This window comes from Nocardioides candidus (genome assembly GCF_041321175.1).
Taxonomy (GTDB): Bacteria; Actinomycetota; Actinomycetes; order Propionibacteriales; family Nocardioidaceae; genus Nocardioides.
Map to the genome: position 1 here is coordinate 855538 of NZ_JBGGWC010000001.1, position 26493 is coordinate 882030.

Consider the following 26493-nt stretch of genomic DNA (forward strand, 5'->3'; position numbering starts at 1 on the left):
CGGGTCTAGGAGTGGGACGGGGTCGGCTGCGCGGCGGCCTCGGCGAGCATGTCAGGAAGCCGTTCGGTCAGCCGGGCCGGGCGCAGCCCGGTCTCCGCGCGGACGCGGGAGACGTCGATGGTCGGGAACGTCCGGGTGGGGCCGTCCGGCGCGAACGTCACGCCGACGCCGGTGCGGTCGGCGATGACATCGGCGATCTCGGCATGGGTGACGGGCTGGCCGCTCGCGAGGTTGTAGAGCCGGTGCTTGCCCGCCGTGGCGACGTGGGTGAGCATCCGGCAGAGGTCGTCGACCGCGACGTAGTCCTTCGACGACTGCGGTCCCTCACCGACCGTGATGTCGCGACCGGCCGCGACGTCGGCGAGGAGCATGCCGAGGAAGGTGTCGCTGTGCGCGCCGGCGCCGTAGACGTTGGACACGCGCGCGACGCGGACGGTCGGCTCGGGACGCGACGCGCAGATCGCCTCGCCGAGGAGCTTGCTGAGGTCGTAGATGCCGTCGGCCGTGGGCCGCGCGAGGGGCACCGACTCCTCCGACACCGTCGTGGCGTCGATGCCGCTGTAGACGCGCGTGCTCGAGAGGTAGAGCCAGGAGTCGAACCGGGCGCCTCGGATCCGGTCGGCCAGGACGGTCACGTGGGCGTCGACGGTGTCGAGCGGGCGTGAGCGGAAGTCCCCGGTGAGGCCGATCGCGTAGACGACGTGGCCGAGGTCGCCGTCGGGGACCTCGTGCCGTGACGGTGTGAGCACCTCGTGCCCGGCGGCGCGCAGGTGGGCGGTGAGCGTGCCGCCGATGAACCCGGTCGCGCCGAAGACGGTGAACCTCATCGACGCGAGCCCACGATCTTCATGGGGTTCCCCGCAGCGATGGAGTACGGCGGCACGACCCCCCGCACGAGGGTCATGGCCCCGATCACCGAGCCCTTGCCGATGTGGGCGCCGTCGAGGATCACGCAGCCGGCGCCGAACCAGACGTCGTCCTCGATGACGATGCCGCCCTTGCTGGGGCGGAAGCCCTGGGACTGGATGAAGGTGTCCGGGTCGTCGTACTGGTGGTTGGTGGGCGCGAAGACGCAGTTGGCCGCGACCGAGACGGCGTCGCCGACGGTGATGCCGTTGCCGGAGTAGAGGACGCAGCCGGAGTTGAAGACGCAGCTCTCGCCGATGACGATGTCGCCGGAACCGCCGGCCGGCTTGAACTTCACGAAGCTGTCGATGACCGAGCGGGCGCCGATGACGTAGCGCGAGCCCCGCACGCTGCGCTCGATGTCGGCCAGCGGGGAGATGGAGGCGGTCGGGTGGTACTCGAGGGTCATCGCGCCCGCCGTCGGGCTCGGCCGGTCACGTGAGCCACTCCGGGTCCAGCTCGGAGAAGCGGGGGTTGCTGCGGTCGCGGTCGACCATCACCTGGGGCTCGATCGGCCACGGGATGGCGAGGTCGGGGTCGTCCCAGGCCAGGCCGCGGTCGGCCTCGGGCGTGTAGCGCGTGCCGACGAAGTAGAGGACCTTCGTGTCCGGCTCGAGGGTCAGGTAGCCGTGGGCGCAGCCGGGCGGGATGTAGAACGCGCGGTCACCGTCGGCGCTCAACGTGACGCTGGCCGTCTTGCCGAAGGTGGGGGAGTCGCGGCGCACGTCGACGATCGCGTCGAAGATCGACCCCTCGATGCAGTGGACCAGCTTCGCCTCCTGGTGCGGGGCGACCTGGAAGTGGAGGCCGCGCAGCGTGCCGGCCTGCTTGCTGCTGCCGAGGTTGGTCTGCACGGGCACCAGGTCGATGCCCGCCCCGGCGAGCTCGTCCACGCAGTAGAGGCGGGCGAAGCTGCCGCGCTCGTCGCGTCGAGGGTCGAGGTGGACGATGTACGCCCCGTCGATCCCGACGCCCTCGAACTGCATCAGCTCGCCTGCAGCGTGGCGGCCGGGTGCTGCTCGTAGCGCTCGATCTGGCCGAGGGTGATCGCGCGCGGGTCGGACCCGGAGTTGAAGTCGTGGTACCACTCCGCGGTCCACTCCAGCGTGGTCGGCGAGTCGAGCCGCGGCGACCAGCCGAGGGACTTCATCGCCAGCGAGGCGTCGAGGGCCAGCAGCTTGTTCTCCTTCGGGTGCTCGCCGGCCGCCTGCACCCAGCCGTGCTCGTGGCCCAGGCCCTGCGCGATCGCGTCGGCGACCTCCCCGGTGGTCACCTCGACCGCGCCCGGGAGCGGGCCGAAGTTCAGCGCCTTCGGCTCGGCGACGCCGCGCTCGACGAGCGCCTCGAGGAACAGCAGGTAGCCCGAGATCGGCTCCAGCACGTGCTGCCAGGGGCGGGTCGAGTCCGGGTTGCGCAGCTCGGGGAGCCTGCCGTCGCGGACCGCACGCCACACGTCAGGGACGAGGCGGTCGACGGACCAGTCGCCGCCGCCGATGACGTTGCCGGCGCGCGAGGTCGCGAGCGGGATGCCGCGCGGCTCGAAGTAGCTGTCGCGGTAGCTCGAGGTCGCGATCTCGATGCACGCCTTCGACGCGCTGTAGGGGTCGTGGCCGCCGAGCAGGTCGTCCTCGGCGAAGGGCACGCCCGCGTCGGAGTTGGCGTAGACCTTGTCGGAGGTGACCACCAGCACCGCGTCGAGCCCGTCGAGGTCCTTGGCGGCGTCGAGGACGTTCACCGAGCCCATCAGGTTGGACGCGTAGGTCTCGCGCGGGTCGGCGTAGGCGACGCGCACCAGCGGCTGCGCCGCCATGTGCAGGATCACCGACGGCCGGAAGTCGTGCACGATGCCGCGCAACCGCTCGAAGTCGGTGAGGTTGGCGTAGGTCGACTCGGCGTTGCCGAAGGGGGCGAGCAGGTCGAACAGGGCCGGCTCGTGGTTGGGCGCGAGCGAGTAGCCCGACACCGTGGCCCCGAGCTTCTCCAGCCAGAGGCTCGTCCAGCTGCCCTTGAAACCGGTGTGACCGGTCAGGAAGACGCGACGGCCCTTCCAGAATTCAGGCGAAGGCATCATTGCGTGCGTCAGTCCCACTTCTTCCAGGGGGCAGTGCCCCGCTCCCAGCGCTCCTCGAGCATCAGCTTCTCGCGGAGGGTATCCATCGGCTGCCACCACCCGTCGTGGTGGTAGGCCATCAGCTCGCCGGCGTTGGCCAGGTGCTCGAGGGGCTCGCGCTCCCACACGGTCTCGTCCCCGGAGATCAGGTCGATGACGGACTTCTGCAGGATGAAGTAGCCGCCGTTGATGTGCGTGCCTCCCTGGGGCTTCTCCATGAAGCCCTTGACCGCGTCGCCCTCCATCTCCAGGGCGCCGTAGCGGCCCGGAGGCTCCACGGCCAGCACGGTGGCCTTCTTGCCGTGCTTGGTGTGGAAGGCGATCTCGTCGGTCAGGTCGGCGTCGGTCAGCCCGTCGCCGTACGTGAAGGCGAACGGCTCGTCGTCGTCGAGGTGCTCGGCCACCCTGCGCAGCCGGCCGCCGGTCATCGTCTCCTCGCCGGTGTCGACCAGCGTGACGGTCCAGGGCTCGGTGCGCTTCTCGTGCACCACCATCTCGCCGGTGCCCATGTTGAACGTCACGTTCGACATGTGCAGCGAGTAGTTCGCGAAGTACTCCTTGATCACGTAGCCCTTGTAGCCGCAGCAGATGATGAAGTCGTTGATCCCGTGGTGGGAGTAGAGCTTCATGATGTGCCAGATGATCGGCCGGCCGCCGATCTGGACCATCGGCTTGGGCTTGGTGTTGGTCTCCTCGGAGATCCTCGTGCCGAGACCTCCGGCCAGGATCACGGCTTTCACGGGTTCTCCTCGCTGGGCGGTGTGCAAACGGGGACAGTACTACAGCCGGATTGCGGTGTCGGACCGTTGGGAAAACCCTTGCACTGCGGGCGGACGCCGTGGGTTTCGGGCCCGTTTCGCGCACCCGTGGACCCGGTTGACGCCCGTCGTCCCCGTCGGCAAGGATCGTGAGCAATATGGCGACCGAGGGGTTTGATCTCGAGCGGAGGCAGGAGCTCCAGGCGGCTGTGACGAGCCTGGGCGCGGCGGTGTGGACGGAGCCCGGCGCCGATCCGGCGGGAGCCCTGGGCAAGTCCATCCGGCGGTTCCTGATGGCGGCCGGCTATCCGGCCGACGTCACGCGCCTGGTGCTCGCCGTCCTGGAGAAGTACGGCGACCCCGACGCTCCCGCCGAGGGCTTCGGCGTCCGCGACGTGGCGAGCCTGGTGGAGGGGCTGGACCCCGAGGACGCGATCAAGCGGGTGCTCAAGGCCGCCGGCGTCCCCCCGCCGACCGTCCGGGCGGTCACCGCGGCGCTCGAGCCGCGGGAGGAGCCCGCCGAGGTCGACGTCCCGGCGGCGATCACCGACGTGCTCCGGAAGGCGGGCTACTCCGCCATCGACCGGCGCCGCGTGCTGGCGGCGCTGGAGCCGCCGAAGGAGGTCGAGGCGGAGGCCGTCCCCGGCATCGCCAACCTGCTCAGCAAGGCCGGCTACCCCGTCGACGTACGCCGCCGCGTGCTCGCCGCGCTCAACGCACCGGCCGAGAAGGAGGTCGACGTCCCCGAGTCGATCCGCCTGCTGCTGCGCCAGGGCGGCTACAAGGCCGATCTCGGGCAGCTGGTCGCCTCGCTCCTGGAGCGCTACGGCGACCCCGAGCTCGCCGAGAGCGGGCTGCGGGTCGCCGACCTGCAGCCCCTCGTCGAGGTCACCCACCACGACTTCGACGCCCGCGAGCCGGTCCGCCGCATCCTGCGGACCGCCGGCTACCGGGTCGACCTGGTCAACTTCGTGATCCTCCTCCTGGAGCGCTACACGGGCAGCGACGTGCCGGTGTCGGGGGTCCGGATCCGCGACCTCGCCGACCTCGTCGAGGACACCGACGAGAAGCTGCTCTCCCTGCTGCGGCACTGGCGCACGGCGGCGCCCGACGACCACCTCCTCGGCAACGAGCTGGCCACCGTGCTGGGGCGGCGCGGGGTCGAGCCCGAGGTCGCCCGCGACCTGGCCGCCGCGATCGAGAACGACAGCGGCGAGGGGCAGCTGGTCGAGCTGGCGCGGGTCGCGCGGTTCGCCCTCAGCGCCGAGGACGCGTGCGTGTCGATGGCCGAGCCGGCGTGGCTCGACGACCCCGCGTTCACGAAGGCCTACGCGGAGGCCAAGAGCATCTCGGCGTGGGGCCGCGACATCCGCTGGCGGGTGCAGACCCTGGTGAAGGCCGCGGCCGCAGCCCGCCACGTGGCGGGCGACTTCGTGGAGTGCGGCGTCGACACCGGCGGCACCGCCCGTGCGGTGATGGCCTACCTCGGCGACGACGCCTTCGAGGACCGCACGTTCTACCTCTTCGACACCTTCCACGGGATCGTGCCGGAGCAGCTGCTGCCCGACGAGCCCGCGCCCATCCAGGACCGCTACCCCGACGTGGCCGACGTCGCCCGCGCCAACTTCGCCGACAAGCCCTACGTCCGGATCGTCGAGGGCACCGTGCCCGAGACGCTCTCCCAGTACGTCGGCACCCGCGTCGCCTACCTCCACATCGACATGAACGCCGCCTACCCCGAGGTCGAGGCCTTCCGGTTCTTCTGGGAGCTCCTCGCGCCGGGTGCGCCGGTGGTGTTCGACGACTACGGTTTCCCGCGACACCGGGCGCAGCGCCGCGCCCTCGATGAGGTCGCCGCCTCCCTGGGGGTCGAGATCATGATGCTCCCGACCTGCCAGGGGATCGTCCACAAACCCGTCGAGGGAGCTTGAGATGCACATCCTGGCCATCGGCCAGTCCAACCTCGCCAACCACTGCGGCACGGCGCAGGCCTCGCAGTTCGGCGAGGCGCTCGCCGGCGGCGAGCTCTTCCCGCTGAGCGACCCCGTCCGGGGCGGCACCGGCACCGACGGGAGCGTCTGGCCGCGCGTGGCCGACCGGCTCGCGGGGCTGCCGTGGCCCGGGTCGCTGCGGCTGACGCTCGCCGCGGTCGGCGCGACCTCGCTGGCGGAGTGGCTCCCCGGGGAGAAGTGCTTCACCGCACTGGAGGAGCGCTTCGCCGCGGGTGACGGCGAGGGAGTGACCCACGTGGTCTGGCAGCAGGGCGAGAAGGACACGCTGCTGCAGACCTCGACGGCCGACTACACCGACATGTTCGTCCGGCTCCACGAGGCGGTCACCCGCACCGTGGGCGTGGTGCCGTGGATCATCTGCCGGTCGTCGTACCGCATGGGGGTGGTCAACCCCGACGTGGTGGAGGCCCAGGCCAAGCTGGCCGCCAGCCTGCCGCTCGCCGTGGAGGGCCCCTACCTCGACGGCTTCGGCTCCGAGATGCGCCGCGACGACACCCACTTCAACGACGCCGGCCTCGACGCCTTCGCTGCACTGCTCGTCGACGCCCTGCTGCAGACCGCTCCGGAGGTCGCCTCGTGAACGCCCCCCAGCCCCCGCAGACCAAGGCGGTCCTGATCGCCTGCATGCCCAAGAGCGGCTCGACCTTCCTCTCCTCGCTGGTGGCCGGCCTGCCCGGCCTGCGCCGTGAGCACCTGGTGCCGTCGTACTTCCGGCGCGAGCAGGAGCTCGACGAGGCCCAGATCCGTCGGGCGTTCGCGGCGACCGACACCCTGCGTGACGCCTTCGTGCGCGGCACGATCACGGCCCCGTCGCGCCCGCGGGGCTTCGTGGCCCAGCACCACGTGAAGCACAACCACGAGACCCAGCGGCTCATCGACGACTACGACCTGGTGCCGGTCTTCCTGGTCCGCAACATCTACGACATCGTGGTCTCGCTGCGCGACCACGTCGTGAAGAGCGCGCCCTACACCCCCGCGGCCTACGTCGACGAGGACATGCTCGGCTGGCCCGAGGACCGGATGCACGGCTTCCTGGTCGACATGGCGCTGCCCTGGTACATCCACTTCTACGTCAGCTGGTGGAAGGCCGAGCACCGCCTGCTGATGACCTACGAGGACCTCATCGCCGACCCCACCCGCGAGGTGCGCCGGATCGCGAAGCTCGGCAGGCTCGGCTGGGACGAGGAGGTGTTCGCCGCGGTGCTCGACCAGGTGCAGGGCGGCGACCGGACCCGCAAGAACGTCGGTGGCGCCGGACGCGGCGACATGCTGAGCGACGAGATGCACGAGCGGGTGCGCACCTTCTGCTCCTACTACCCCGATGTCGACTTCACGCCCATCGGCGTGAAGGGCTAGGGCGCTGTGCGGATCCTGATCCCCACCCGCAACCGGCCGACGTCGCTGCGGGGCCTCCTCGAGTACCTCGCTCGCTTCTACCCGGAGGCCGACATCTACGTCGCCGACGGCAGCGCGCCGGAGTTCCAGCAGCAGAACGAGGCGTACGTCGCCACGCTCTCCACCCGCGTCGACTACCACGCCTTCGACGAGGAGATCGGGCTCTTCGAGCGGCTCTCGATGGTGCTCGACTCCATCGACGACGAGTTCATCACCATGAACGCCGACGACGACTACCCGATCCTGGAGACGCTCGAGGTCGCGGAGCGCCGCCTGGCCGAGACGCCGGGTGCCTCCTTCGCCGGTGGCCACCTGATCCACATCAACATCAACTCGGTGAAGTCGTCGATCGCCCGGCTCGACGCCGTTCACGACATCACCACCGACGACGTCGCCGACCGGCTGCTGCAGTTCGGCGCCTTCCCGTTCACCACGTCCTACGGCGTCGCGCGGCGCGAGCTCCTGGTGGAGCGCTACCAGTTCCTGCAGACCTGGACCTCGACGAGCTTCTTCGACCTCGCCGTCGGGCTGATGGACCTGGTCCACGGGAAGTTCGTCGCCGTCGAGGACTTCGCGTTCCTCTGCACCCGTAACGAGGTGCACAGCTACTACCGCCCCGAGGACGGCCTGGCCTACCTGCGCAACGCCGGCAAGGTCCTCGACCTCAACGACCGGCTGGTGCAGCGGCTGGTCGCCGCCGGGCACGAGGAGGACGACGCCGTCCAGGTGGTCGGGAGCGTGATCGCCCGTCGGCTCGCCGGCGTGGTCGGCCACCCGCCCTTCCGGCTCGAGGGGTTCGCCGAGAGCTACCCCTACGACATCCCCGAGATGGGCCGGGCGCGCGACAAGATCGCGGAGCTCTTCACCGAGGGCACTGCGGAGCGCGCCCGCTACGCCGACAAGCTCGCCTTCATCGCCGCCAACGTGCAGGCCACGCTCACCTCGACGGACAACGCCGGCGAGGAGGCCGTCTATGGCACGCTCTGAGCTCCCCAACGGCCGCCCGCTGCCGTGGACGCCCGGCGGGGCAGAGCTGATGGCCGAGCTCGGCCTGCAGGTCGAGCTGACCTTCCCCGACCTGCTGCCGGTCGAGCCCGAGGCCGACTAGCGCCTCAGCCGCCGGCAAGCTGCTCGACCGCGGCCAGCTCGACGCACACGGCCACGCCGGCCATCGCGGCCTCGACCTCCGCGAGCACCGGGAAGGTCGGCGCCAGCCGGATGTTGCGGTCGTCGGGGTCGTTGCCGTGCGGGAACGCCGAGCCCGCCGGGGTCAGCGCGATGCCGGCGTCCTTCGCGAGCTGGACCACCCGGGCCGCCGTACCGTCGAGGACGTCGAGGTCGACGAAGTAGCCGCCCACCGGCTTGCTCCAGGTGGCGATGCCCAGCCCGTCGAGGCGGGCCGTGAGCGCATCCTGGACGGCTGCGAACTTCGGCGCGATCAGGTCGCGGTGCTTGCGCATGTGGGCGCGTACGCCGTCGGCGTCGCCGAAGAACTCGACGTGCCGCAGCTGGTTGACCTTGTCCGGGCCGATCGAGGCGAAGGAGAGGCGCTTGAGGTACCACTCGCGGTTCTCGGGCGAGGCCGCGAGCGCGGCCACGCCCGCGCCGGCGAAGGTGATCTTCGAGGTGGAGGCGAACATGATCGGGCGGTTGGGGTGGCCCGACGCCGAGGCGAGGCCGAGCGCGTCGGCGCTCTTGGTCTCCTCGTCGGTCAGGTGGTGCACGGCGTAGGCGTTGTCCCAGAGGATCCGGAAGTCGGGCGCGGCGGTTTCCATCGCCATCAGCTCGGCGGCCACCTCGGTCGAGCAGACCGCACCGGTCGGGTTGGCGTAGGTCGGCACCAGCCACAGCCCCTTGACCGACGGGTCGCCCACGAGCGCGCGCACCGCGGGCACGTCCGGGCCGTCGTGGTGCATCGGCACCGTCACCATCTCGATGCCGAGCTCGGCCAGCATCGTGAAGTGGCGGTCGTAGCCCGGGACGGGGCAGATGAAGGTGACCTTCTCCTCCTGCGCCCACGGGCGTGGGGAGTCGGGACCGCCGTGGGAGAGCAGCCAGCTGACGACCTGGTACATCATCGTCAGGCTGGAGTTGCCGCCCGCGACGACCTGCGCGGCGTCGACGGAGAGCAGGTCGGCGAAGATCTCCCGCACCTCGGCCAGGCCGTCGAGCCCGCCGTAGTTGCGCACGTCGGTGCCGGAGCGGTCCTTGAAGCCCGTCGGCAGGCCGAGCAGGCCGTTGGAGAGGTCGAGCTGGTCCGCTCCCGGCTTGCCCCGCGTCAGGTCGAGCTTCAGCCCCTTGGCCTGCAGCGCCTCGTAGTCGGCCCGCAGTGCGGTCAGGCGCTCGGCGAGCTGGTCGGCGGAGAGGGCGGACAGGGGCGTCGAGGTGGTCACGGGTCCATCGTGCCAGTGACCGGGGGTGCGCTCGCACCGGGTTTCGCCCCGGCCGGTCGGGGGAGCCCCGCCGCCCGCCGCCCCGATTTGGACCCACCGACCTGCCCGCCGTACGCTCAGCGTCGAAACCTTAAGACCGCCGGTTGTCGGGGCTGCCTCAGTGCCGACCGAAGGTTCCGTGAGAGCGGGACGGCCTGCGTAGGGGATCAGAGCATGACCAGTGGTTGCGCAGGGGTGCAGCCGGTGTCCACGCCCTGAGCGCCTGCGCTCAGGGCGTCCGTCATCTCAGGGGAGCTTCGACCGGAGGTCAGATCCGGAAGGAGACCCATGGCGCGGGCAGACAAGCAGGCCGCCGTCGCGGAGATCACTGGCTCGTTCAGTGATGCCGCCGGTGCTGTGCTGACCGAGTACCGCGGGCTCACCGTGAAGCAGCTGCAGGACCTGCGGCGCTCCCTCGGCGAGAACGCCAGCTACGCCGTGGTCAAGAACACGCTTGCCAAGATCGCCGCCAAGGAGGCGGGGATCGAGAGCTTCGATGAGCTCCTCTCCGGCCCGACCGCGATCGCCTTCATCACGGGCGACGTCGTCGAGGCCGCGAAGGGTCTGCGTGACTTTGCCAAGGCCAACCCCGCCCTTGTCATCAAGGGTGGCGTCCTGGACGGCAAGGCCCTCGACCCGGCCGAGATCGCCAAGCTGGCCGATCTCGAGTCGCGCGAGGTCCTGATGGGCAAGCTGGCGGGCGCGATGCTCGCTTCGCTCAGCCAGGCCGTCTACCTCCTCAACGCGCCGCTGGCCCAGGCCGCCCGTCTCGCGGGTGCGCTCCAGGCCAAGGCCGCTGAGGACCCCTCGATCCTCGCAGGTGGTGCGGGCACGCCCGTCGCCGCCGAGGAGGCCCCGGTCGAGACCGAGGCCCCCACCGACGAGGCACCCGCCGAGGAGGCGGCTCCTGAGGAGCCGGCCGCCGAGGTCGCCTCTGACGAGGGCGAAACCGCCGAGGCCTGACCGGCCCGGCACCACCACCTGCAGTACCCAATATTCGGCCGGTCGAGCCGCACACCGCGGCCGGCCAACCAACGGAAGGAAACGCCACCATGGCGAAGCTCAGCACTGACGAGCTCCTCGACGCGTTCAAGGAGATGACCCTCATCGAGCTCTCGGAGTTCGTGAAGCAGTTCGAGGAGACCTTCGGCGTCACCGCTGCCGCTCCGGTCGCCGTTGCCGCCGCCCCCGCCGCCGGCGGTGCCGCTGCCGGTGGCGACGACGCTGCCGCGCAGGACGAGTTCGACGTCATCCTCGAGGCCGCTGGTGACAAGAAGATCAACGTCATCAAGGAGGTCCGCGCGCTGACCTCCCTCGGTCTGAAGGAGGCCAAGGACCTCGTCGAGGGCGCCCCGAAGCCGATCCTCGAGAAGGTCGCCAAGGACGCTGCCGAGAAGGCCAAGGAGGCCCTCGAGGCCGCCGGCGCCACCGTCACCCTCAAGTGACCTCGTAGCGGCGTCCGCGTCGCTGCATCGAGAGGCGGGTCCCCGTGAGGGGGCCCGCCTCTCCGCATTTCGGTACGGCGACGGCACCGTCTCGGAATCGCGGCCCTGCGTGACGTGGACCACGGTTACCGCGTAACGTGCGCCACGCGGTCGCGTTGTTCCCAAAGCGACCAGTCGGTGGGTTGCACGTCATGAGGAAGAGGTCAGCATGGGCGTCGATGTCGCAGTGACGAACTTGACCAAGCAGTTCGGAAAGCAGCTCATCTGGAAGGGCGTCACCCTGACGCTGCCTGCCGGTGAGATCTCCGTGATGCTCGGCCCGTCCGGCACGGGCAAGTCCGTCTTCCTGAAGGCGCTCATCGGCCTGATCAAGCCCGACGAGGGCTCGATCCTCATCGAGGGCACCGACATCGCCTCCTGCTCCGAGAAGGAGCTCTACGAGGTGCGCAAGCTCTTCGGCGTGCTGTTCCAGGACGGCGCGATGTTCGGCTCGATGAACCTCTACGACAACGTCGCCTTCCCGCTGCGCGAGCACACCCGCAAGTCGGAGTCGGAGATCCGTGACATCGTCATGGAGAAGATGGACCTGGTGGGTCTGCTCGGCGCGGAGTTCAAGCTCCCCGGCGAGATCTCCGGCGGCATGCGCAAGCGGGCCGGCCTGGCCCGTGCCCTCGTCCTCGACCCGGAGATCCTGCTCATCGACGAGCCCGACTCCGGCCTCGACCCGGTGCGCACGTCGTTCATCAACCAGCTGTTCGTCGACCTCAACGCCCAGATCGACGCGACGTTCCTCATCGTGACCCACGACGTCCACAGCGTCCGGGTCGTGCCCGACCAGATCGGGCTGCTCTACCACAAGCACCTGGCCATGTACGGCCCCCGCGAGATGCTCCTCTCCTCCGACGAGCCGGTGGTGCGTCAGTTCCTCAACGCCCAGACGGTCGGCCCGATCGGCATGTCGGAGGAGAAGGACGCCGACCAGCTCGCGGCGGAGAAGGACATGGACCTGCCGCCCCTGCCCCCCATCCCGCTTCAGCTCGAGCCGTCCAACGGCATCCCGCGCAGGGCGCAGCGCCCCCCGGGCGAGTGGTGCCGGCTCAACGGCATCACCCCGCCGCCGGGGTCGTTCACTGCCGATGCTGAGCACCAGACGAACCACTGAGGTCGGCGTTGTCCTCCACGGCGGCACGTTTCCTCGCGCCCGTCGGGACCGCAGGCAAGCTCTTCGCCTTCGGGCTCGACGTCGGGCGCGGGCTGTTCCGACGGCCCTTCCAGCTGCGTGAGTTCCTCCAGCAGGCCTGGTTCATCGCGTCGGTCACGATCATCCCCACGGCTCTGGTGGCGATCCCCTTCGGCGCGGTCATCGCGCTGCAGGTCGGTGGCCTCATCAAGCAGTTCGGCGCCCAGTCGTTCACCGGCTCCGCGTCGGTGCTCGCCGTCATCCAGCAAGCGGGTCCCATCGCGACCGCGCTCCTCATCGCCGGCGCCGGTGGCTCGGCGATCGCGGCCGACCTCGGCGCGCGGAAGATCCGCGAGGAGCTCGACGCGATGATGGTGCTGGGCATCGACCCGATCCAGCGCCTGGTCGCCCCGCGCGTGCTCGCCTGCATGCTCGTCGCCGTGTTCCTCAACGGCATGGTGAGCGTGGTCGGCGTGGCCGGTGGCTACGTCTTCAACGTGATCCTCCAGGACGGCACCCCGGGCGCCTACCTGGCCAGCTTCACCGCCCTGGCACAGTTGCCCGATGTGTGGATCGGGATGATCAAGGCGCTCGTCTTCGGACTCATCGCCGCGATCGTCGCCGCCTACAAGGGCATGAACGCCGCCGGTGGCCCGAAGGGCGTCGGTGACGCCGTGAACGAGTCGGTCGTCATCACCTTCCTCCTGCTGTTCGTCGTCAACTTCATCCTCAGCACGGTCTACCTGCAGGTAGTGCCGCCGAAGACGGGTTAGCGGGGGACGACATGGCGAACGCAAAGGCGATCTACGAGCGGCCGCTCAAGGGCCTCGACACCCTCGGGCACGAGCTGGCCTTCTACCTCCGCGTCATCGCGGCGGTCCCGCGGACGATCTCGCACTACCCGCGCGAGATCCTCCGCCTCCTGGCCGAGGTCACCCTCGGCTCCGGCGCCCTGGCCGTCATCGGCGGCACCATCGGCGTCATCCTCGGCATGACGTTCTTCACCGGTGCCCAGGTGGGCCTCTCGGGCTACGCGGCGCTCAACCAGCTCGGCACCGCCGCCTTCGCCGGCTTCGTGTCGGCCTACTTCAACACCCGCGAGATCGCCCCGCTGGTCGCCGGCATCGCGCTCGCCGCCACGGTCGGCTGCGGCTTCACCGCCCAGCTCGGCGCCATGCGCATCTCCGAGGAGGTCGACGCCCTCGAGGTGATGGCCATCCCCTCGATGCGGTTCCTCGTCGCGACCCGCGTCGTCGCCGGTCTCGTCGCGATCGTCCCGCTCTACGTCGTCGGCCTGCTGTCGTCGTACGTCGCGAGCCGGCTCGTCGTGACGGTCTACTACGGCCAGTCGTCGGGGACCTACGACCACTACTTCAACCAGTTCCTGCCACCCGGGGACGTCCTGTGGTCCTTCGGGAAGGTGCTGGTCTTCTCCGTCGTCGTCATCCTGATCCACTGCTACCACGGCTACACCGCCTCCGGCGGTCCCGCGGGCGTGGGTGTCGCGGTGGGTCGTGCGGTCCGCACGAGCATCGTGGCCATCAACGTGATCGACCTCTTCCTGTCCATGGCGATCTGGGGCGCGTCCACGACCGTCCGACTGGCCGGGTGACGCGGCGATGTTCGACAAGGCCCTCAATTTCCACAAGACGCTCGGCGTGATCTTCGTCGTGCTGCTCTTCCTCGGCGTCTGGTTGACCTACGCGATCTTCACGAAGAAGTTCGCCGACTACGACGAGGTCAAGCTGGAGACGACCTCGACGGGGCTGCAGCTGCCCAACCGCGCCGACGTGAAGATCCGCGGCGTCATCGTGGGCGAGGTCCTCAACGCGAAGGCCGACGACGAGGGCGCGACGCTGACGCTCGGGCTCTACCCCGACAAGGTCGACGACATCCCGGCGAACGTGACCGGCGCGATCGTCCCCAAGACGCTCTTCGGTGAGAAGTACGTCTCGCTGGTGATCCCGCAGTCCGGGCCCGAGGGCACGATCCAGGCCGGCGCCACGATCACCAAGACCCGCCTCGGCACCGAGGTCGAGGAGGTCCTCAACGACCTCTACCCGCTCCTGGAGGCGGTGCGGCCCGCCGACATCAACACCACGCTGTCCGCGCTCTCGACCGCGCTCGAGGGACGCGGCGACGAGCTCGGCCACAACCTCGAGGTCGTCGACTCCTACCTCAAGCGGATCAACCCGCAGATCCCGGCGCTGGTCGACGACCTCCGGCTGACCGCGAAGACCGCCGACATCTACGCCGACATCCTTCCCCAGGTGGCCGACATCCTCGACGACACGATCGTCACGACCGGCACTCTCGAGGAGAAGGAGGCCACGCTCAACGCCGCGCTCCGCGACATCACGGCGTTCGCCGACACCGCGCGCGGCTTCCTCGACCGCAACGGTGACCTGATCCGCGAGGCCAACGAGCTGACGACCCAGCAGCTCGAGGTGCTGGCCCGCTACTCGAAAGAGTTCCCCTGCGTGTTCGGCGCCCTCACGAACATCCAGCCGCGCATCGCGCAGTCGTTCCGCGGCTTCGAGCTGCACATCGTGCTCGAGACGATCCCCAACCAGCCGCGGCGCTACAACGTCAACGACAAGCCCCACTTCGGCGACACCCGCGGGCCCAACTGCTACAACCTGCCGAGCCCGCCCTGGGACCAGGAGCACCCCTACCAGAACCCGCCGAACTTCGACGACGGCGTCGACGAGCCCACTGGAAAGGGGACGGACCGCGTTGCACCCGGCTTCGACAGGGACCCGCTCGGCTACCGCGGCACCCCCGGTGACGTGTCCGTGCTCCGCTCGATGCTGAAGCAGGCGTACGGCGACCCGGCGAGCTCCGACCTCGGCGTCCTCCTGGCCGGTCCGATCGTGGCCGAGGCGGGTGATCGCTGATGGGGCTGACCCTCGACAAGCGGACCACCGGTGACCTCGTCCGCCTCCTCATCTTCATGCTGACCACGGGTCTCGCGACCGGCGTGCTCGTCGCGACGATCGGCAACCTGTCCTTCGGGTCGACGACGTCCTACAAGGCCGTCTTCGCCGACGCCACGGGCGTCAACAAGGGCGATGACATCCGGGTCGCGGGTGTGAAGGTCGGCACGGTGCAGGACGTGGCGGTCGAGGGCGACCACCAGGCCTTGGTGACCTTCAGCGTCGACTCCGACACCCGGCTCGACGACGCGACCCACGCCACGATCCGCTTCCGCAACCTGATCGGGCAGCGCTACATCGCGCTCTCCCAGGAGGGCAAGGGCGACAAGGTGATGGAGGAGGACGATGAGATCCCGGTGACGCGCACCAAGCCGGCCCTCGACCTCACGGTCCTCTTCAACGGCTTCAAGCCGCTCTTCGAGGCGCTTTCGCCCGACGACATCAACAAGCTGTCCTACGAGATCGTCCAGGTCTTCCAGGGCGAGGGGGGCACCCTCGAGGGCCTGCTCGGGAGCACCGCGTCGATCACCTCGACGCTGGCCGACCGCGACAAGGTGATCGGTGAGCTGCTCGACAACCTCACCTATGTCCTCGACCACATCGCCGACCGCGACGACCAGCTCACCTCGCTGATCCGCAGCTTCCAGACCCTGGTGGGGGGCCTGAAGAACGACCGGCAGGCGATCCTCTCCTCGCTCGACGGCATCTCCGACCTGGCCGTCCAGACCGCCGGCCTGGTCGACGACATCCACGAGCCGTTCGTGCGCGACATCAAGCAGGCGCGCTCGTTCGTCGAGCTGCTCGACCGCAACCGTGGGGAGATCGACCGGGTGCTGCAGGTCGCGCCGATCAAGATCCGCAAGTACGGCCGCACCGGCAGCTACGGATCGTGGTTCAACTTCTACCTGTGCCACTTCCAGGCCACGGTTCGGCTGGGCAACAACGTGCTGGCGCAGCCGAAGTACTCCGTCGGCGCAGACAGGTGCACGCTGCCATGAGCATGAAGCCGTTCCGGGAGCGCAATCCCGTCGTCATCGGCCTCGCCAGCATCGCCGTGCTCCTGCTGGGGTTCCTGGCCGCGTTCCGCGCGTCCGACCTCCCGCTCATTGGTGGCGGTGACACCTACTACGCCGAGTTCGACGAGGCTGGTGGACTGAAGGTCAACGACGAGGTCCGCCTCGCCGGGGTCCGGGTCGGCAAGGTCGAGTCGATCGAGCTCGACGACGGCCACGTCAAGGTGGGCTTCCAGATCAAGACCGACGCCAAGCTCGGCGACGAGACCAAGGCCGCGATCAAGGTGAAGACGATCCTCGGCTCGATGTTCCTCTCGATCGAGCCGTCCGGCGGCGGTGAGCTCAAGGAGGGCGACACCATCCCGCCCGAGCGCACCATGTCGCCGTTCAACGTCGTCGACGCCTTCAGCGGGCTCGCCAAGACCTCGGCCGACATCAACACCGACCAGCTGGCGAAGTCGCTGTCCACCCTTGCCGACCTCACGCGCAACACGCCGGAGGAGTTCCGCGCGGCGCTCAAGGGCGTCTCCGCGTTGTCCGAGGTGGTCGCCTCGCGCGACGAGCAGATCAACTCGTTGCTCAAGAGCCTGGAGCGGGTCTCGACGGTCCTCGACGCGCGCGACTCCGACATCGTCCACCTGATGGATGACGCCGACGTCCTGTTCCGTGCGCTCGTGCAGCGTCGCGATGCGATCCACAACCTCCTCGTGGCCACCTCGGACCTCAGCGAGGAGCTGACCGGCCTGGTGCGCGACTCGCGCGCCGACCTCAAGCCGGCGCTCAGCCACCTCGAGTCGGTGCTCGCGGTGATCACCAAGAACCAGGACAACCTCGACCAGTCGCTGAAGATGCTCGCGCCGTTCTACGTCGAGTTCGCCAACGTCTTCGCCAACGGGCCCTGGTGGGACACCTACATCTCGAACCTGCCGCCCATCCCCGGCCTGGGTGGAGGGATCGGCTGATGTACGACAAGATCCAGCGCTTCGTGCCGCTCATCATCATCGGCGCGCTCGTGGCCGCCGGCGCCTTCTGGGCCTTCGGCGGCGACCACGGCGACCGCTCGGTGACGGCGTACTTCCCGCGCACCGTCTCGGTCTACGAGGGCAGTGACGTGCGGGTCCTCGGCGTGCCGGTCGGCAAGGTCGACTCCGTGACGCCCGAGGGCACCCAGGTCAAGGTCGTCATGCACTACGACAAGGACGTGAAGATCCCGGCCGACGCCAAGGCCGTCATCGTCTCCCCGTCGGTGGTCGGCGACCGCTACATCCAGCTCACGCCGGCCTACACCGGCGGCGACGTCCTCGCCGACGGCACCGAGCTGCCGACCGACCGCACCGCGATCCCGCTCGAGCTCGACGAGATCTACGGCAGTCTCGACAAGCTGACCGTCGCGCTCGGTCCCAACGGCGCCAACAGCGACGGCGCGCTCACCGACCTGCTCGAGCAGACGGCGCGCAACTTCGGCGGCCAGGGCGCGAACTTCAAGCGGACGATCGAGAACTTCGGCGACCTCAGCAGCACCCTCGACGACAACAAGGAGGAGCTCTTCTCCTCCGCCCAGCGTCTCGAGTCGTTCATCAAGACCCTTGCCGACAACGACAGCACCGTGCGCGACTTCAACAAGTCGCTGGGCAACGTGTCCGAGCTGCTGGCCGGGGAGAGCAACGACCTGACGTCGGCGCTCAAGAACCTCGGCACCGCGCTCGACGTGGTCGGCAACTTCGTCGAGGAGAACAGGGCGTCGTTGAGCCGCAACATCCGCGGCATCAACCAGGTCGCGAAGGTCCTGGTGCGGCGTCGCGACGACCTCAACACCATCCTGCGGGCCGGCCCGCTCGCGCTCAACAACCTGGGCCTGGGCTACAACCCGCAGTCCGGCACGCTCGACGCCAACGCCAACCTCGGCAACCTGGTCCACGAGCTGACCAGCAACCCGGGCCAGCTGCTCTGCGCGCTGGTGTCGGCCGACGACCCCAACGGTCACATCTGCGACATCATCACCGGGGTCCTGCCGCGCAACGCGCCGCTCGGCGCCGGCTCGGGCTCCCGTGCCGACGACCAACCGTTCGACCCCACGCTCAACGGACTCGTGGAGGTGTCGCGATGAACCGGCGGTTGCGCGCACTCGTCGCCCTCCTCGCGAGCGCCCTCCTGCTCACCGGGTGCGACTTCGACGTCTACAAGCTGCCGCTGCCCGGTGGTGCCGACGTGGGCGACGACCCGATCTCGGTCAAGGTGGAGTTCGCCGACGTCCTCGACCTGGTGCCGAAGTCCTCGGTGAAGGTGGCCGACGTGACGGTCGGCCAGGTCACCGACGTCAAGCTCGACGGCTACACCGCCGTCGTGACGATCCAGCTCCGCAACGACACCGGACTGCCGGACAACGCAACGGCCTCGATCCGCCAGACGAGCCTCCTGGGCGAGAAGTTCGTGTCGCTGCAGGCGCCGACGACCGGGGCGTCCGACAACCTCCTCGGCGACAACGACGTGATCCCGCTCGACCACACCGGGCGCAACCCGGAGGTCGAGGAGGTCCTGGGTGCGTTGAGCCTGCTCCTGAACGGCGGTGGCGTCGCCCAGCTGAAGACGATCACCAAGGAGCTCAACAACGCGCTCGAGGGCCGCGAGGACTCCGCGCGCTCGGTCCTCACCCAGGTCCAGTCGCTGGTGAGCCAGCTCGACGACCGCAAGGCCGACATCGTCAACGCGATCGACTCCCTCAACCGCCTCGCCCTCGAGGCCCGGCAGCACCAACGCAGCATCGACGACGCGCTCGAGATGCTGCCGAGCGCCCTCGACTCGATCAGCCGCCAGCGCCAGGACCTGGTGCGGATGCTGCAGGGGCTCAACCGGCTCAGCGACGTCGGGGTCCGCGTGATCAAGACGACCAAGGACTCCACGATCAGCACGTTGCAGGAGCTCGACCCGGTCCTCACCCAGCTCAACAACGCCGGCCAGGACTTCATCGACGCTCTCAACATCGTCTACCTGTTCCCGTTCGGCGACGACGTGATCGGTCGCGACCCCGCCGTGGCGCACAACCTCCACTTCGGCGACTACGTCAACCTCTCGATCAACCTCGATCTCGACCTCAACAACCTCTCGCTGCCCGACGTGCTGTGCATCCCGTTCAACGAGCTGCCCGACAACACCCCGCTCGACCAGCTGCTCGACCTGAACAACCTGTGCCACGGCGTGCAGTCGGCGATCCAGAAGTGCCTCAAGACGCCACCTGACCCGCAGGCCTGTGCGCGGCTGCCCGACTATCTGCTCGACGAGGTCTGCGACGCGGTCAACCTCCCGGTCCTGTGCGGCCTGCTGCCGCGCGATGGTCAGGCGAGTGACCAGGGCACCGTCATCGGCGACCTCCTCGACGGTGTGATCGGCAACCTCGGCAACGGCCTGCTGCCGCGGCCGGTGCCCACGCTGACCGGCGCCGACAAGGATGCCTGGGACGAGCGGTTCGGCGACGACGCCGACCTGGCGCTGTTCCTCGCGACCCCGGTCACCGGACCGAAGGTGGCGCCGTGATCACCCGTCGCACGAAGGTCCAGCTCGTCATCTTCGCGATCATCACGTTGCTGGGTGTCTCGTTCGTGGGTGCGCGCTACGCGAAGCTCGACCGGCTGCTGTGGGACCAGAGCTACACCGTGACCGCGCACTACCCCGAGTCCGGGGGCATCTTCGCCGGCGGCGAGGTCACCTACCGCGGCGTGCGGATCGGCGAGGTCAAGAGCCTGACGCTCACCAAGGACGGCGTCGACGTCCGGCTCGAGATCGACAACGAGTGGGACAAGATCCCGTCCGACACCCGTGCCCTGGTGGGCAACCGGTCGGCGGTGGGCGAGCAGTACGTCGAGCTGCAGCCCAACACCGACGACGGGCCCTACCTGAAGGACGGATCGGAGATCTCCGACGTCGCCACGCCGATCCAGACGGAGAAGCTGCTCGGCGACATCGCCACCACCGTCGGCAGCGTCGACCAGGACGCCCTGCGCACCACGGTCCACGAGCTCGGCGTCGCCTTCGACGGCACGGGCGACGACCTGCAGAAGATCATCGACACCGGCAACGACTTCATCGAGGCGGCCGACGAGAACTTCGACGTCACGACCGCGCTGATCCGCGACTCCAACACGGTGCTCAAGACCCAGGTCGGGTCGGAGGGCTCGCTGCGCACCTTCGCCAGCCAGCTGCGCGTCTTCACCGGCGCGGTGGCGGGCGCCGACAAGGACCTGCGCAAGGTCATCGACTCCGGCTCCTTCACGGCCAACCAGCTGCGCACCTTCCTGGAGCAGAACGAGGCCGAGCTCTCCGACCTCCTCAACAACGTGGTCACGGTCGGTCGCGTGGTCGTGAAGAACCTCGCCGGCCTCCGCACCCTGCTCATCGCCTACCCGATCCTGCTCGAGGGTTCCTTCGGCGTGACCGCCAAGAGCCCCCAGACCGGCCTCTACGACGCCCACATCGGTCTGATCATCACCACGACACCGCTGTGCTACCAGGGGTACGAGGGCACGAAGCACCGCAGCCCGAGCCAGCGCGGCGACACCCCGATGAACCTCGACGTGAAGTGCACCGAGCCGCCGACCAAGAGCAACCCGCGCGGCTACCAGAACCTGTCGCGGGTGGCACCGGGGATCGACCCGAGGCAGAAGGTGCTGGGCACCTACGACCCCGAGAGCAAGCAGTTCGCCTGGGGCGGCCGCGCGGCGGCCTTGGCACCGAGCGGTAACGTGGCGCCGCCGTCGCTCGGAGAGGACTCGTGGAAGTGGCTTTACCTCGAACCACTGCTGGACGCTCAGGAGTGACGCTGCCGCCTGCCCGCCGGCTGGCCCTCCTGGTCGTGCTGGTCCTGGTGATCGTCGTGTGCCTCGCCGTGTCCGTCGGTGTGGTCCTCACGCGCGGCGCCGGCGACAGCATCGGCGACAAGGTCCAGTCGCTCAAGGACGACGCCGTGCCGGCCTCCGGGGCGGAGAAGGACCGCGAGCAGCTGTTGAGCGTCTCCAGGGAGTTCGCGACGCGCTTCAACACCTACGGCCCGGACATGCTCGACGACCAGGGCCACCTGCCGCAGTACGCGGAGATCACCGACCTGATGAGCCCCAAGTTCGCCGACGTCTTCAAGGACGCCGTGAAGATCCCCGAGCAGACCGTCGCCCAGCTCAAGGCCTCGAGCACCGGCACGGTGTACGCCGTGGGCGTGGCCTCGCAGGACGCCGACTCGGCCAAGGTGCTGGTCGCCGGCACGATCGAGCTGGCCTATCCCTACAAGGGCAAGGGCGGCAAGGGGGACAAGGGCGGTGACGGGTCGACCGACGGCGAGAAGACGATCTCGACCGGTCCCCAGCGGTTCCGCTACGAGGTCGACCTGGTGAAGATCGACGGGCACTGGCTGGTCGACGACTTCGACGACATCGACGACGGTCGCCCCTCCTTCACCCAGCCCGCGATCCCCGAGACGACGCCGGGCAGCACCCCGTCGACCAGCCCGGGCACCGAGTCGCCGTCGCAGGACGCCACCTCCGGCTCGGCGGGCACGACGGAGGGCGAGCAGTGAGCATCAGCCTCTACGACCTGCTCGACGTCGACGAGACCGCGAGCGCCGACGAGGTCAAGGCCGCGTGGAAGGCCGCGATCGCCGACCTCGACCCGACCGACCGCCGCTTCCGCGCCTACAACGACGCCGCGGCGGTGCTGCTCGACGAGGACAAGCGGACGGCGTACGACGCCGAGCTCGCCTCTGCGCGCGACGCCGAGGCGGAGGCCGACGAGGCCGAGGAGGCGCCGATCGCCGAGCGCGCCGACGTGCGCGAGCCGGTCGAGGTCCGGGCGCCGGACGAGGTCCGCGAGCCCGCCGACGTCCACGAGCCCGTCGCCGTGACCGAGCCCGTCCCGGCCGAGCCGACGGTGGCTCCGCCTCCGGTGGCTCCGCCTCCGGTGGCGGACGCCGAGCCCGCGCCCGTGGTGGACGCCCAGCAGGGCGGCGTGCCGACCTGGTCGCTCCTCGTGGCCGCGGGGGTCGCCGTGCTCGCGCTCGCGCTGATGGTCGTGGTGCTCGCCTGGCCGGGCAGCCTGGGCGACGACTCGCCCAAGAAGCAGGAGACCGGGGAGTCGAGCTCGGAGGAGGCCGGCCGTGAGGCGGTCGCGGCAGCATCTGCCGCCGTACCCGCCGTGCTCGGCTACGACTACCGCACCCTCGACGCCGACTTCGCCGAGGCGGAGAAGTACCTCACCGACGACTTCGCCGCCCAGCGCACGGACCTCTTCGACCAGAAGACCGACGCCGGCACGACGCTGCGCGACCAGGTGGTGTCGGAGAAGGTCGTCGTCACCGCGGTCGTGCGGGGCACCGGCCTCACCCGGGTCTCCCCGGAGGGTGATCGGGCCACCGTCGTGGTCTACGTCGACCAGGAGAGCCAGAAGGGCCGCTCGGAGCCGCGCCCGTTGCAGATGTGGGCCACCCTGAGCATGGTCGAGGACCACGGGGACTGGCTGATCGACGACATCTGCACCGAGTCCGACTGCTCCTGATCGGCTCTCCGACCCCTCGCCGCGCCGGGCAGGCGCTTGACTGAGGGGGGTCCGGGCAGCATGATCCCGTGAAGGCTCGTTCCAGGCTGACGAAGTACTCGGCCTGAGGGTGGCGCTGGTATTGGTTTGCGCCCTGAGTTCGTGTATCGTGGCGCTTTGCGCCTGCCCTCAGATGCGCTTCGGCCTGCCCGGTGGCCGATTCGTGGTGGGTCGGTGCCCCTCAGAGAGCGAACCCGTCGAAGGACAACCCTCTTGGCCGCGCGCACCACTCCCGGTAAGTCCCGCATTTCTTTCGCAAAGATCAGTGAACCACTCGAGCTCCCGCAGCTCCTCTCGCTCCAGACCGACAGCTTCGACTGGCTCGTCGGCAACGAGGCCCACCAGGGCCGGGTGGCCGCACGCCGCGCCGCCGGCGAGGACGTCTCCGACAAGTCCGGCCTGACCGAGATCTTCGAGGAGATCTCGCCGATCGAGGACTTCTCCGAGACGATGTCGCTCTCGTTCGAGAACCCGGTCTTCTACGACCCCAAGTACACCGTCGACGAGTGCAAGGAGAAGGACCTCACCTACTCCGCGCCGCTCTACGTCTCGGCGGAGTTCACCAACAACGAGACCGGTGAGATCAAGGGCCAGACGGTCTTCATGGGCGACTTCCCGCTCATGACGCCCAAGGGCACCTTCGTCATCAACGGCACCGAGCGTGTCGTGGTCTCCCAGCTCGTCCGGTCGCCCGGCGTCTACTTCGAGCGCAGCGCCGACAAGACCTCCGACAAGGACATCTTCACCGCGAAGATGATCCCCAGCCGCGGTGCCTGGCTGGAGTTCGAGATCGATAAGCGCGACCTGGTCGGCGTCCGTCTCGACCGCAAGCGCAAGCAGAACGTCACCGTGCTGCTCAAGGCGCTCCAGGCGATCGCCGAGGACACCGGCGAGGCCTACGACTACGAGGCCGTCATGGCCGACCTGCGTCAGTTCGAGTCGATCCAGCTGACCGAGGAGAAGGACAACACGCAGGGTCCGGACGACGCCCTGCTCGACATCTACCGCAAGCTGCGCCCGGGCGAGCCGCCGACGCGTGAGGCCGCGCTGACGCTGCTGAAGAACTACTACTTCAACCCCAAGCGCTACGACCTCGCCAAGGTCGGTCGCTACAAGATCAACAAGAAGCTCGGCGAGGACCAGGCCTTCGACCAGCAGACGATGACGATCGCCGACATGGTGTCGACGATCCGTTACATCGTCGCGCTGCACGACGGCCGGACCGAGCTGGAGACCCCGCAGGGCGTCCAGGAGATCTCGCCCGACGACATCGACCACTTCGGCAACCGCCGCATGCGGACCGTCGGCGAGCTGATCCAGAACCAGCTCCGCACGGGCCTGGCCCGCATGGAGCGCGTGGTCCGCGAGCGGATGACGACCCAGGACGTCGAGGCCATCACGCCGCAGTCGCTGATCAACATCCGGCCGGTCGTCGCGGCGCTGAAGGAGTTCTTCGGCACCTCGCAGCTCTCGCAGTTCATGGACCAGACCAACCCGATCGCCGGCCTGACGCACAAGCGTCGCCTCTCGGCGCTCGGCCCCGGCGGTCTCTCGCGCGACCGCGCCGGCATGGAGGTCCGTGACGTCCACCCGTCGCACTACGGCCGCATGTGCCCCATCGAGACCCCTGAAGGTCCCAACATCGGTCTGATCGGGTCGCTGGCGTCGTACGGCCGGATCAACCCGTTCGGGTTCGTGGAGACGCCCTACCGCAAGGTCGTCAAGGGTGTCGTCACCGACCAGATCGACTACCTCACCGCCGACGACGAGGACCGCTACGTCATCGCGCAGGCCAACGCCGTGCTCGATGCCAAGGGCAAGTTCGCCGAGGAGCGGGTGCTCGTGCGCCTTCGCCAGGGCGAGGTCTCCGAGATCCCGGGCGACGACGTCGACTACATGGACGTCTCGCCGCGCCAGATGGTGTCGGTCGCGACGGCCCTCATCCCGTTCCTCGAGCACGACGACGCCAACCGTGCGCTCATGGGCGCCAACATGCAGCGTCAGGCCGTCCCGCTCATCCGGAGCGACAGCCCGATCGTCGGCACCGGCATCGAGTACCGCGCCGCGGTCGACGCCGGTGACGTGCTGGTGGCCGAGAAGGCCGGCGTGGTCCAGAACGTGTCGGCCGACCTCGTCGAGGTCATGAACGACGACGGCAGCTACCAGACCTACAAGCTGGCGAAGTTCCGTCGCTCCAACCAGGGCACGTGCATCAACCAGCGCCCGCTCGTCGCCTCCGGTGACCGGCTCGAGGTCGGCTCGCCGATCGCCGACGGCCCGTGCACCGACCAGGCCGAGATGGCGCTGGGCACCAACCTGCTCGTGGCGTTCATGCCGTGGGAGGGCCACAACTACGAGGACGCGATCATCCTCAGCCAGCGTCTGGTGCAGGAGGACGTCCTCACCTCGATCCACATCGAGGAGCACGAGGTCGACGCTCGCGACACCAAGCTGGGCCCGGAGGAGATCACGCGGGACATCCCGAACGTCTCCGAGGAGATGCTGGCCGACCTCGACGAGCGGGGCATCATCCGCATCGGCGCCGAGGTCACCACCGGCGACATCCTGGTCGGCAAGGTCACCCCGAAGGGCGAGACCGAGCTGACCCCCGAGGAGCGGCTGCTCCGCGCGATCTTCGGTGAGAAGGCGCGCGAGGTCCGCGACACCTCGATGAAGGTGCCGCACGGTGAGTCCGGCACGGTCATCGGCGTGCGCGTCTTCGACCGCGAGGACGGCGACGAGCTGCCGCCGGGCGTCAACCAGCTGGTGCGGGTCTACGTCGCCCAGAAGCGGAAGATCTCGGTGGGCGACAAGCTCGCCGGCCGCCACGGCAACAAGGGCGTCATCGCGAAGATCCTGCCGATCGAGGACATGCCGTTCATGGAGGACGGCACCCCGGTCGACGTGATCCTCAACCCGCTCGGTGTCCCGCGACGGATGAACATCGGTCAGATCCTCGAGCTGCACCTGGGCTGGCTCGGCAAGCAGGGATGGCACATCGACGCCGACCTGGCCGACGAGGAGTGGGCCAAGCGCCTCACCTCGATCGGCGCCGACAAGGCCGAGCCCAACACGAAGGTCGCCACGCCGGTCTTCGACGGTGCTCGTGAGGACGAGATCATCGGCCTGCTCGGTGCGACGCTGCCGACGCGCGACGGGGTGCGCCTCATCGGCTCCGACGGCAAGGCGAACCTGTTCGACGGTCGCTCGGGTGAGCCCTACGTCGACCCGGTCTCGGTCGGCTACATGTACATCCTGAAGCTCCACCACCTCGTCGACGACAAGATCCACGCGCGCTCCACGGGTCCCTACTCGATGATCACCCAGCAGCCGCTCGGCGGTAAGGCCCAGTTCGGTGGCCAGCGCTTCGGTGAGATGGAGGTCTGGGCGATGGAGGCGTACGGCGCCGCCTACGCCCTGCAGGAGCTGCTCACCATCAAGTCCGACGACGTGCCCGGTCGCGTCAAGGTCTACGAGGCCATCGTGAAGGGCGAGAACATCCCCGACTCGGGCATCCCCGAGTCGTTCAAGGTGCTCGTCAAGGAGATGCAGTCGCTCTGCCTCAACGTGGAGGTGCTGTCCCAGGACGGCACGGCCATCGAGATGCGCGACGCGGAGGAGGACGTCTTCCGTGCCGCTGAGGAGCTCGGCATCGACCTGTCGCGTCGCGAGCCCTCGAGCGTCGAAGAAGTCTGAGTGTGACGGCGGCGCGCCCGTGCGGCGCGCCGCCTCC

Annotated in this window: 25 protein-coding genes; 19 read left to right on the plus strand and 6 right to left on the minus strand. The window is 69.1% G+C overall.

The features are described from left to right. Nucleotides 1–5: 5 nt before the first annotated feature. The 5 genes from ACAX67_RS04240 to rfbF are packed head-to-tail and all read right to left on the minus strand — an operon-like array spanning nt 6 to nt 3756. Nucleotides 6–827, minus strand: a complete 822-nt coding sequence (locus ACAX67_RS04240; RefSeq protein WP_370702561.1) for an NAD-dependent epimerase/dehydratase family protein — start codon at nt 825–827, stop codon at nt 6–8. After that, entirely contained in the window at nt 824–1315 is a 492-nt protein-coding gene (locus ACAX67_RS04245; protein ID WP_370702562.1) for an acyltransferase, read from the minus strand. The genes ACAX67_RS04240 and ACAX67_RS04245 overlap by 4 nt, the downstream gene beginning before the upstream one ends. Before the next feature lie 25 nt (nt 1316–1340). Next, a complete protein-coding gene (locus ACAX67_RS04250) occupies nt 1341–1892 on the minus strand; it encodes a dTDP-4-dehydrorhamnose 3,5-epimerase family protein (RefSeq protein WP_370702563.1) in 552 nt (183 codons plus the stop codon). Then, entirely contained in the window at nt 1892–2974 is a 1083-nt protein-coding gene (gene rfbG / locus ACAX67_RS04255; RefSeq protein WP_370702564.1) for a CDP-glucose 4,6-dehydratase, read from the minus strand. The genes ACAX67_RS04250 and rfbG overlap by 1 nt, the downstream gene beginning before the upstream one ends. An 11-nt stretch (nt 2975–2985) precedes the next feature. Continuing rightward, on the minus strand, nt 2986–3756 hold the full coding sequence (gene rfbF, locus ACAX67_RS04260) for a glucose-1-phosphate cytidylyltransferase (protein WP_370702565.1): 771 nt from the start codon (nt 3754–3756) through the stop codon (nt 2986–2988). A gap of 227 nt (nt 3757–3983) precedes the next feature. Between rfbF and ACAX67_RS04265 the strand changes: the two genes are divergently transcribed. Genes ACAX67_RS04265 through ACAX67_RS04285 form a run of 5 tightly spaced genes read left to right on the plus strand, consistent with a single transcriptional unit; the run spans nt 3984 to nt 8289 of the window. Next, a complete protein-coding gene (locus ACAX67_RS04265) occupies nt 3984–5705 on the plus strand; it encodes a TylF/MycF/NovP-related O-methyltransferase (protein ID WP_370702566.1) in 1722 nt (573 codons plus the stop codon). Between the two features lies 1 nt (nt 5706). Next, nucleotides 5707–6366 (plus strand): sialate O-acetylesterase, encoded by a 660-nt coding sequence (locus tag ACAX67_RS04270; protein WP_370702567.1) that lies wholly within the window; start codon nt 5707–5709, stop codon nt 6364–6366. Then, on the plus strand, nt 6363–7142 hold the full coding sequence (locus tag ACAX67_RS04275) for a sulfotransferase domain-containing protein (protein WP_370702568.1): 780 nt from the start codon (nt 6363–6365) through the stop codon (nt 7140–7142). Before ACAX67_RS04270 ends, ACAX67_RS04275 begins: the two co-directional genes overlap by 4 nt. Before the next feature lie 6 nt (nt 7143–7148). Continuing rightward, nucleotides 7149–8168: a TIGR00180 family glycosyltransferase gene (locus tag ACAX67_RS04280; RefSeq protein ID WP_370702569.1), complete on the plus strand. Its 1020-nt coding sequence runs from the start codon at nt 7149–7151 to the stop codon at nt 8166–8168. Further along, the gene (locus ACAX67_RS04285) at nt 8155–8289 is read left to right on the plus strand and encodes a hypothetical protein (RefSeq protein WP_370702570.1); all 135 of its coding nucleotides are present in this window, start codon (nt 8155–8157) and stop codon (nt 8287–8289) included. The genes ACAX67_RS04280 and ACAX67_RS04285 overlap by 14 nt, the downstream gene beginning before the upstream one ends. Nucleotides 8290–8293: 4 nt before the next feature. Here the strand turns inward: ACAX67_RS04285 and ACAX67_RS04290 are convergent, their stop codons facing one another. After that, a complete protein-coding gene (locus tag ACAX67_RS04290) occupies nt 8294–9574 on the minus strand; it encodes an aspartate aminotransferase type Ic (RefSeq protein WP_370702571.1) in 1281 nt (426 codons plus the stop codon). Between the two features lie 327 nt (nt 9575–9901). On the opposite strand from ACAX67_RS04290, the gene rplJ reads away from it, so the two are divergent. The 14 genes from rplJ (at nt 9902) to rpoB (ending at nt 26456) form a co-directional block, all read left to right on the plus strand. Then, on the plus strand, nt 9902–10576 hold the full coding sequence (gene rplJ / locus ACAX67_RS04295; RefSeq protein WP_370702572.1) for a 50S ribosomal protein L10: 675 nt from the start codon (nt 9902–9904) through the stop codon (nt 10574–10576). 89 nt (nt 10577–10665) lie between these two features. Further along, nucleotides 10666–11058, plus strand: a complete 393-nt coding sequence (gene rplL / locus ACAX67_RS04300; protein WP_370702573.1) for a 50S ribosomal protein L7/L12 — start codon at nt 10666–10668, stop codon at nt 11056–11058. 208 nt (nt 11059–11266) lie between these two features. Beyond that, entirely contained in the window at nt 11267–12220 is a 954-nt protein-coding gene (locus ACAX67_RS04305; protein ID WP_370702574.1) for an ABC transporter ATP-binding protein, read from the plus strand. 8 nt (nt 12221–12228) lie between these two features. Next, nucleotides 12229–13011 carry an MlaE family ABC transporter permease gene (locus ACAX67_RS04310; protein WP_370702575.1) on the plus strand — a complete coding sequence of 261 codons (783 nt, stop codon included), beginning with the start codon at nt 12229–12231 and terminating at the stop codon, nt 13009–13011. An 11-nt stretch (nt 13012–13022) separates the two neighbouring features. Then, entirely contained in the window at nt 13023–13850 is an 828-nt protein-coding gene (locus ACAX67_RS04315; RefSeq protein WP_370702576.1) for an MlaE family ABC transporter permease, read from the plus strand. A 7-nt stretch (nt 13851–13857) separates the two neighbouring features. Then, nucleotides 13858–15135, plus strand: coding sequence for an MCE family protein (locus ACAX67_RS04320; protein WP_370702577.1), 1278 nt, complete (start codon nt 13858–13860; stop codon nt 15133–15135). Next, the gene (locus ACAX67_RS04325) at nt 15135–16172 is read left to right on the plus strand and encodes an MCE family protein (RefSeq protein WP_370702578.1); all 1038 of its coding nucleotides are present in this window, start codon (nt 15135–15137) and stop codon (nt 16170–16172) included. Before ACAX67_RS04320 ends, ACAX67_RS04325 begins: the two co-directional genes overlap by 1 nt. Beyond that, on the plus strand, nt 16169–17149 hold the full coding sequence (locus ACAX67_RS04330; protein ID WP_370702579.1) for an MCE family protein: 981 nt from the start codon (nt 16169–16171) through the stop codon (nt 17147–17149). The genes ACAX67_RS04325 and ACAX67_RS04330 overlap by 4 nt, the downstream gene beginning before the upstream one ends. Further along, the gene (locus ACAX67_RS04335; protein WP_370702580.1) at nt 17149–18294 is read left to right on the plus strand and encodes an MCE family protein; all 1146 of its coding nucleotides are present in this window, start codon (nt 17149–17151) and stop codon (nt 18292–18294) included. The genes ACAX67_RS04330 and ACAX67_RS04335 overlap by 1 nt, the downstream gene beginning before the upstream one ends. After that, the gene (locus ACAX67_RS04340; RefSeq protein WP_370702581.1) at nt 18291–19718 is read left to right on the plus strand and encodes an MCE family protein; all 1428 of its coding nucleotides are present in this window, start codon (nt 18291–18293) and stop codon (nt 19716–19718) included. Before ACAX67_RS04335 ends, ACAX67_RS04340 begins: the two co-directional genes overlap by 4 nt. Further along, the gene (locus tag ACAX67_RS04345; protein ID WP_370702582.1) at nt 19715–20998 is read left to right on the plus strand and encodes an MlaD family protein; all 1284 of its coding nucleotides are present in this window, start codon (nt 19715–19717) and stop codon (nt 20996–20998) included. The genes ACAX67_RS04340 and ACAX67_RS04345 overlap by 4 nt, the downstream gene beginning before the upstream one ends. After that, nucleotides 20995–21747, plus strand: coding sequence for a hypothetical protein (locus ACAX67_RS04350; protein WP_370702583.1), 753 nt, complete (start codon nt 20995–20997; stop codon nt 21745–21747). The genes ACAX67_RS04345 and ACAX67_RS04350 overlap by 4 nt, the downstream gene beginning before the upstream one ends. Beyond that, nucleotides 21744–22721 (plus strand): J domain-containing protein, encoded by a 978-nt coding sequence (locus ACAX67_RS04355; protein ID WP_370702584.1) that lies wholly within the window; start codon nt 21744–21746, stop codon nt 22719–22721. The genes ACAX67_RS04350 and ACAX67_RS04355 overlap by 4 nt, the downstream gene beginning before the upstream one ends. A 252-nt stretch (nt 22722–22973) precedes the next feature. Further along, complete coding sequence (gene rpoB / locus ACAX67_RS04360) at nt 22974–26456, plus strand: DNA-directed RNA polymerase subunit beta (RefSeq protein WP_370702585.1); 3483 nt, start codon at nt 22974–22976, stop codon at nt 26454–26456. The last annotated feature ends 37 nt before the right edge of the window (nt 26457–26493 follow it).

Coding starts and splice junctions, on each gene's coding strand:
- ACAX67_RS04330 (WP_370702579.1), top strand. CDS start 16,169: ATGAGCATGAAGCCGTTCCGGGAGCGCAATCCCGTCGTCATCGGCCTC.
- rfbG (WP_370702564.1), bottom strand. CDS start 2,974: ATGCCTTCGCCTGAATTCTGGAAGGGCCGTCGCGTCTTCCTGACCGGT.
- ACAX67_RS04325 (WP_370702578.1), top strand. CDS start 15,135: ATGGGGCTGACCCTCGACAAGCGGACCACCGGTGACCTCGTCCGCCTC.
- ACAX67_RS04320 (WP_370702577.1), top strand. CDS start 13,858: ATGTTCGACAAGGCCCTCAATTTCCACAAGACGCTCGGCGTGATCTTC.
- ACAX67_RS04240 (WP_370702561.1), bottom strand. CDS start 827: ATGAGGTTCACCGTCTTCGGCGCGACCGGGTTCATCGGCGGCACGCTC.
- rplJ (WP_370702572.1), top strand. CDS start 9,902: ATGGCGCGGGCAGACAAGCAGGCCGCCGTCGCGGAGATCACTGGCTCG.
- rplL (WP_370702573.1), top strand. CDS start 10,666: ATGGCGAAGCTCAGCACTGACGAGCTCCTCGACGCGTTCAAGGAGATG.
- ACAX67_RS04270 (WP_370702567.1), top strand. CDS start 5,707: ATGCACATCCTGGCCATCGGCCAGTCCAACCTCGCCAACCACTGCGGC.
- ACAX67_RS04250 (WP_370702563.1), bottom strand. CDS start 1,892: ATGCAGTTCGAGGGCGTCGGGATCGACGGGGCGTACATCGTCCACCTC.
- ACAX67_RS04340 (WP_370702581.1), top strand. CDS start 18,291: ATGAACCGGCGGTTGCGCGCACTCGTCGCCCTCCTCGCGAGCGCCCTC.
- ACAX67_RS04305 (WP_370702574.1), top strand. CDS start 11,267: ATGGGCGTCGATGTCGCAGTGACGAACTTGACCAAGCAGTTCGGAAAG.
- ACAX67_RS04315 (WP_370702576.1), top strand. CDS start 13,023: ATGGCGAACGCAAAGGCGATCTACGAGCGGCCGCTCAAGGGCCTCGAC.
- ACAX67_RS04335 (WP_370702580.1), top strand. CDS start 17,149: ATGTACGACAAGATCCAGCGCTTCGTGCCGCTCATCATCATCGGCGCG.
- ACAX67_RS04245 (WP_370702562.1), bottom strand. CDS start 1,315: ATGACCCTCGAGTACCACCCGACCGCCTCCATCTCCCCGCTGGCCGAC.
- ACAX67_RS04285 (WP_370702570.1), top strand. CDS start 8,155: ATGGCACGCTCTGAGCTCCCCAACGGCCGCCCGCTGCCGTGGACGCCC.